This is a genomic window from Lactobacillus sp. N54.MGS-719, assembly GCF_000980505.1.
Lineage (GTDB): Bacteria > Bacillota > Bacilli > Lactobacillales > Lactobacillaceae > Lactobacillus > Lactobacillus amylovorus.
Genome location: NZ_LARO01000005.1, coordinates 61687 through 68251, shown reverse-complemented (window position 1 = coordinate 68251; position 6565 = coordinate 61687). Strand labels below are relative to the sequence as shown.

The 6565-nt window shown below is 38.3% G+C and carries 5 protein-coding genes and 1 pseudogene; 1 reads left to right on the top strand and 5 read right to left on the bottom strand.

Annotated elements, in window-relative coordinates; genetic code table 11:
• Positions 1-99: 99 nt before the first annotated feature.
• A pseudogene (locus tag WS44_RS01930) lies at positions 100-939 on the bottom strand (DEAD/DEAH box helicase family protein); the annotation flags it as partial.
• 46 nt (positions 940-985) lie between these two features.
• Between WS44_RS01930 and WS44_RS01925 the strand changes: the two are divergent.
• Entirely contained in the window at positions 986-1648 is a 663-nt protein-coding gene (locus WS44_RS01925) for a YigZ family protein (protein ID WP_046432763.1), read from the top strand.
• A 33-nt stretch (positions 1649-1681) separates the two neighbouring features.
• Here the strand turns inward: WS44_RS01925 and WS44_RS01920 are convergent, their stop codons facing one another.
• The 4 genes from WS44_RS01920 to pgsA form a co-directional block, all read right to left on the bottom strand.
• On the bottom strand, positions 1682-2848 hold the full coding sequence (locus WS44_RS01920; protein WP_013437472.1) for an MraY family glycosyltransferase: 1167 nt from the start codon (positions 2846-2848) through the stop codon (positions 1682-1684).
• Positions 2849-2952: 104 nt separating this feature from the next.
• Positions 2953-4584, bottom strand: coding sequence for a ribonuclease Y (gene rny / locus WS44_RS01915; RefSeq protein WP_013641657.1), 1632 nt, complete (start codon positions 4582-4584; stop codon positions 2953-2955).
• 115 nt (positions 4585-4699) lie between these two features.
• Entirely contained in the window at positions 4700-5794 is a 1095-nt protein-coding gene (gene recA / locus WS44_RS01910; RefSeq protein ID WP_046432760.1) for a recombinase RecA, read from the bottom strand.
• 188 nt (positions 5795-5982) lie between these two features.
• A complete protein-coding gene (gene pgsA, locus WS44_RS01905) occupies positions 5983-6543 on the bottom strand; it encodes a CDP-diacylglycerol--glycerol-3-phosphate 3-phosphatidyltransferase (RefSeq protein ID WP_013437469.1) in 561 nt (186 codons plus the stop codon).
• Positions 6544-6565 lie beyond the last annotated feature (22 nt).

Genomic DNA, 6565 nt, shown 5'->3' with positions numbered 1-6565 from the left:
GTCACGGCATTGGCTTCATCTCCACTTTACATAGTAAAAGAAAAAGTGTTGAACGACTACTCCGTCGAGTAATCATCCAACACTAGATTAGTATGTTTTCTTATCTAAGAATGGTTTAATAAATAATTTTTCTCGCGGTACTGGTAAAAGTCCGCCATGAAAGCGTCGATTTAACTTTAAAATTTGAATCTTTCCTTGTTTTGCCTCTTCCAGCAGATCTTCGGTTGGCGTTGCACTTAGATAAACCCTCACGCCAGTCTTCTTAACGGCTGCCTTAGCCGCAAAATGCAGTTGCGGATCGCCTACATAGGGAAACGAGTCCACCTCATCAATAACCAATAAATCAAACGCTTCATAAAATTTCATTAACTGGTGCGTGGTACAAATCGTCAGCTGTTCTAGTCCTGGCTCTTTAAATTCTCGGCCATGATATTTACCAATCTCAATTTCTGCAAAAGCGGCTTGAAAACGAGGAAACAGCTCATTAACCACATCAATTCTTGGCGTAGCAATGCAGGCTCTTTTGCCGTTTTTCATACATTCGGCAATTAATTGAAACAGCATTTCCGTTTTACCTGCTCCAGTTACTGCATGAACTAAACTGTTTTTCCTCTGTTTAAAATTACTGACTAGTTCATCAGAAATTTTCTGCTGCAGTGGCGTTAATTGTCCGGCCCAGGTCAGGCCACCTTTCTTTTTTTCAGGATACTCATAATTTTCGTTTTGTCTTACTAAAAAACAACCTTCAACAATCCGACCAATTCCAATGCAGCCACGGCAATAATATTTTTCACTCGGTAATTTATGTTCAACCTTCGTGCCGCATCGGTTGCATTTTTCGTTTTCAATTGCGGGAATTTTGCTAGAAAGCGTAAATATGCTAGAATCCTTTTGACTAACAACCCATTGACGACCAAATAATAGAGTTGAATCTTCCATTGTTTTCACCCCTCTATTATTTATTACGCAAAAAGAGGCGATTTTTTTGTCAGAAAAAGAAAATTTTTTAACTATTAAAGAAAACGGCAGCGGCGAATTGATCATTAAAAAGAGTATATTTATTGCCAGCATTGCTAGAACCAATTCCATTGAAGAAGCAAATGCTTTTATTCAAGAAATTTCGAAGAAATATCGCGATGCTACCCACAATACCTTTGCTTACACGATCGGTTTAAACGACGAGCAAGTCAAAAAATGTGATAACGGTGAACCTTCCGGTACCGCTGGTATTCCTGAATTAAAAGCATTGCAGCTGATGAAGCTAAAGAACGTTACCGTAGTCGTCACCAGATATTTTGGCGGCATTAAATTAGGTGCGGGTGGCTTAATTCGTGCATATTCTAACAGCGTAACTAATGCTGTAGAAAAAGTTGGCGTAATTAAACGCGTACTGCAACAAGAATTACTTTTCAGCGTTCCTTATAACCGCTTTGACGAGGTAGATCATTATTTAAAAACCAATGACGTCTTTATTGCCGATACTGAATATGGCGTAGATGTAAAAATTCATATTTTCTTAGATGATGACGATCAAGAAAAAACTAAGACTGATCTGACTAACTTATTATCTGGTCAAATTAAATTTACTAAGGGACAAAAACGCTACAATGAAATTCCTGTCAAAGATAATAATTTCCATGAGCAATAAAAAAGGTTTAGCAACGATGCTAAACCTTTTATTTTATTCTTTTTTATCTTGATCTTTCTTACTCTTCAATTGATCAGGTTTTTCATCCCCTAAGTGCCAGACCTCAACAGTAGGATCTACTCTACTCTTTTGGTTAATAATCTTTTGAATTACATGCATCAAAGGATGATATTTTTCACCTAATAATCCAATCGATTCCACGAAATACTCAAGAGCAAATAGCAAGCCGATAATCAAGAGCCAAGTACCCCAAGCTGGTGAAAGCAAGAATAATAGTGAAATAAATGAAAAGACTAATGATAATGCGTAAATAGTTAACACTGTTTGTCTATGAGTTAACCCCATTCGCATTAACTGGTGGTGCAAGTGGTGCTTGTCAGCTTCTGAAATCGGCTTTTTATTAAGCTTACGTCTAATCATTGCATAAACCGTATCGGTGATTGGCACACCTAAAATAATGATTGGTACGAGCAATGAAATAAAGGTGACGTTCTTCAAGCCTTTTAACGATAAAACCGCGATCATAAAACCGATATAGAGCGCACCAGTATCGCCTAAAAAGATCTTAGCTGGGTGGAAATTATATGGCAAAAAGCCTAATAAACAAGCTGCCAGCATGAAACAAGCAATTGGCACGTAAAGCTGATGCGTGTGCAAGAAGAAATATCCGACAATTCCCATTGTAGTTAAAGAAATCATCGAAACTCCATCGGCTAGTCCATCCAATCCATCGATTAAGTTAACAGCATTAGTTAACGCTAATATCCAGAAAATGGTAATTGGAAAACTCCACCAGCCCAAATTGATTTCATGTGTAATGAAAGGAAGCTTCAACACGTTCATTCTGATGCCCGCTAAGAAATAGATGATCAGCGCGGCAATAAAAATACCAAACATTTTTTGTCTAGGCTTCAATTCCAAAATATCATCAATTAATCCTGTCAGCACGATTACACTGGAAGCTAGCAGAATTGAAAAAATTTCATGAGTAGGGAACTGCTCTCTTAAAAGCACAAAAGCGCCAATGTTAAAAGTAACGAAAATGCCTAGTCCCCCGATAGTTGGCATTGGTTTCTTATTAACACGACGAGCATTAGGATTATCAACGGCACCCAGTACAAAGGCAAGACGCCTAATAAAAGGTGTAATGGCCGCTGAAATAATTACTAATAAGAATAATTCAACAATAATTTTAAACATATGTGGCTACTTTCCTTATATACTTGTTCTAATTATACAAGTAGACAAGCTTTTGTACAAATAACGAAAAAAGGTTTGGAACTTTGCATTCCAAACCTTTTTCTTTATTTAGCAATTGCTACAACACGTTTTTCACGGATAACGGTAATCTTGATATTTCCTGGATAATCCAGTTCCTTTTCTACTTGATTACGGATATCACGTGCCAAAATTACTGTTCGATCATCTGAAATTTCATCAGGCTCAACCATAACTCGAACTTCACGCCCTGCTTGAATAGCATAAGCTTGCTTAACGCCTTGATAGCTCTTAGCAATTTTTTCTAGTTCAGTTAAACGTCTAATGTAATTTTCCAAACTCTCGCTTCTTGCACCTGGACGAGCTGAAGAAATCGTATCTGCTGCAACAACAAGTTCAGCAATAAACGATAACTTAGGCACATCACCGTGGTGAGCAGCAATCGCGTTAACTACAACATCGGGTTCATGATATTTTCTGGTTAATTCAACCCCAATTTCTACGTGGGAACCTTCGATATCATGATCGATGGCTTTACCAATATCGTGTAATAATCCCGCGCGAACCGCTAATTTTTCATCTAGACCAAGTTCCGCAGCCATAGTACCTGCTAGCTTACCGACTTCAATTGAGTGAGACAAAACATTTTGTCCATATGAAGTACGATACTTCAAACGACCAAGTGTCTTAACCAATTCAGGGTTCATTCGATGGATACCTAATTCCATCAAGGCACTTTCACCAGCTTCGTAAATATCGTCGTTTACTTCTTTTCTGGCCTTATCAACCATTTCCTCAATGCGAGCTGGGTGAATTCGACCATCCTTGATTAATCGTTCCATTGCTCTCTTGGCAATTTCACGTCTAATAGGATCGAAACCACTCAGTGTAACAACTTTTGGTGTGTCATCGATAATTAGATCGATTCCAGTTAAAGCTTCAAATGAACGGATGTTGCGACCTTCACGACCAATAATCCGTCCCTTCATTTCTTCATTTGGCAAGTCAACAACAGATACGGTAGTCTCGGCTACAGTATCTGCTGCACTGCTTTGAATGGCATCAACAATGACTTGATTGGCAAAATGATCAGCTTTAGCTTTAACTTCTTCATTGCTGTTTCTGATCATTTCAGCCCGTTCTTTAACTAATTCATCAGATAATTGATCAAGAACAATCTTTTTAGCTTGTTCCTTGTCTAATTTAGCTACGTCATAAAGTTTTTGCCGTCTGGTTTCAACTAATTCATCAGCCTCAGTTAACTTCGCCTGTAAGCTAGCATCTTGCTGCTTTAATTGATCTTCTTTTTGCGTGAGTCCAGTTTCTCTTTCATCTAACAAAGAAGTCTTATGATCTAAGGTATCTTCACGTTGTTGTAAACGGTTCTTTTCCCGAGCTAAGTTGTCCTTTTTGACATTTAACTCATCTTCGGTTTTTTGCCTAAAATCACGAATTTGTTCTTGAGCTTCAAGAATCTTTTCTTTCTTAGTATTTTCAGCACTTTGCTTAACAGCTTCTGCTGCTTGCTTTTGTGCGTTGACTTCTGCTTCAGCAGCAGCTACCTGTGCTTTAGCATCAGCCAAAATATGGTCTGCATCATTTTGCGCATTCTGGGCCTTTTGTTCCCAAGAATGCTTACGAATTGCATAACCAATGCCTGTACCCACCAAAAGTGAAACAATGGCAGTTGCGACGGGAATCATAATTATTGTATTCATGATTACTATCGCCTTTTTTTAGAATTATTCACACAACTTTTATGATAAAGAACCTATGAGTCCATGTCAATCATGATAAAAAACCTTGGAATAAATTCCAAGGTAAAGACTAATATTATTTAGTTTTTTCAGCATCTTTGGCATCAGATTCTTTTTGTTGTGCTTCTTCATGCTTTTCCTTGATCTTTTCAGGATTCTCGCGATCAGCAATTGACTTTTCGTCAATTCCATAAGCCTTACGAACCTGTTCTTGAATATCTTGATAAATATCTGGGTGATCTTCAAGATACTTCTTGGCATTCTCACGCCCTTGGCCAATTCGGTCATTCTTGTATGAGTACCATGAACCAGCCTTATCAATAATATCCTTGTCGGTAGCCATATCAAGCAATTCACCACTTTGTGAAATACCCTTGCCATACATGATATCAACTTCGGCAACCTTGAATGGTGGAGCAACCTTATTCTTAACAACCTTAATCTTAACGCGGTTACCAAGAACATCACCTGATTGCTTAATTTGTTCTGCTCTTCTTACTTCAAGACGAATAGTTGAGTAGAACTTAAGTGCTCGACCACCTGGTGTGGTTTCAGGGTTACCAAACATGACACCAACTTTTTCACGGATCTGGTTAATAAAGATCGCAATTGTCTTAGTCTTAGAAATGGTACCTGATAATTTACGCAAAGCTTGACTCATCAAACGAGCTTGCAAGCCGACGTGAGCATCCCCCATCTCACCTTCAATTTCGGCACGTGGTACTAAGGCAGCTACAGAGTCAACTACCACAATGTCAATCGCACCACTGGAAATCAAGGTATCGGCAATTTGCAAACCTTCTTCACCAGTATTAGGTTGTGAAAGAATCAATGAATCAATGTCCACGCCCAAAGCTTCTGCGTAAGCCGGATCCATTGCGTTTTCGGCATCGATATAAGCAGCTGTTCCGCCACGTTTTTGCACTTCAGCAACTGCATGAAGGGCTACAGTAGTCTTACCAGATGATTCTGGACCATAAATTTCGATAATTCTGCCACGAGGATAACCACCAACACCAATAGCGGCATCTAAGGCAAGTGAACCGGTTGGCACTGTTGAAATTTGCGTATCTGCTTTTTCACCCATACGCATAACGGCACCTTTTCCAAAGTTCTTTTCAATTTTCTTAAGAGCTGCGTCTAATGCAGCTTGCTTTTCATCTTTGGCCATTGCTACCTCCTAAATTTTCGTACTTAATAATTATACTTTGTTCAACAACCAATTTGCAAGCAAAATGCAAACGAATGTTCAAATCATTTTCCCCACACTTTTTATTACGCAAAAAAGGCTCATTTTTTTCTGAGAAAATAAAAAAAGAAGCAAAAACTTGCTTCTTTTAATCAATTATTAATAATCTATTACATTGAACCCTTGAATACGCCCCATGATTGGTGGAAGTAGTCGTAACCTGAGTAAATAGTAAAGATCAATGCTAAGTAAAGTAAGATAGTACCAATGTACCAGAAGTTACCAATCAACAAGAAAATGATTGAAAGCATTTGGCAAGTGGTCTTAATCTTACCTGGCATCTTAGCTGCCAAAACTTGGCCTTTGTTTTCTGCCAAGATTAAACGCAAACCAGTAACTGCTAATTCACGGCAAACGATAATTGCTACAACCCATGCTGGAGCAAGCTTTAAGTCAACTAAGTAAATAAATGCAGTCATAGTTAACATCTTGTCTGCCAATGGGTCAGCAAACTTACCAAAGTTAGTAACCATGTTACGTGAACGAGCAATATGACCGTCAAACCAGTCGGTTGCTGAAGCAATTGCGAATACGATCGCAGCAATTACTCTACTCCAGTAAACGGTGTAACCTGCAGCTACCGTATGTGCATCCCCACCAAAAATTATAATTAACATAAATACTGGAATCAAAAAGATTCTAAATACAGTAAGTTTATTAGGTAAATTCATTATTCTTTACTTCTCCTAAGCC

Excerpts from the sequence above, each read along its gene's own strand:
- pgsA (WP_013437469.1), bottom strand. The coding sequence starts at position 6,543 with ATGAATTTACCTAATAAACTTACTGTATTTAGAATCTTTTTGATTCCA.
- WS44_RS01920 (WP_013437472.1), bottom strand. The coding sequence starts at position 2,848 with ATGTTTAAAATTATTGTTGAATTATTCTTATTAGTAATTATTTCAGCG.
- rny (WP_013641657.1), bottom strand. The coding sequence starts at position 4,584 with ATGAATACAATAATTATGATTCCCGTCGCAACTGCCATTGTTTCACTT.
- recA (WP_046432760.1), bottom strand. The coding sequence starts at position 5,794 with ATGGCCAAAGATGAAAAGCAAGCTGCATTAGACGCAGCTCTTAAGAAA.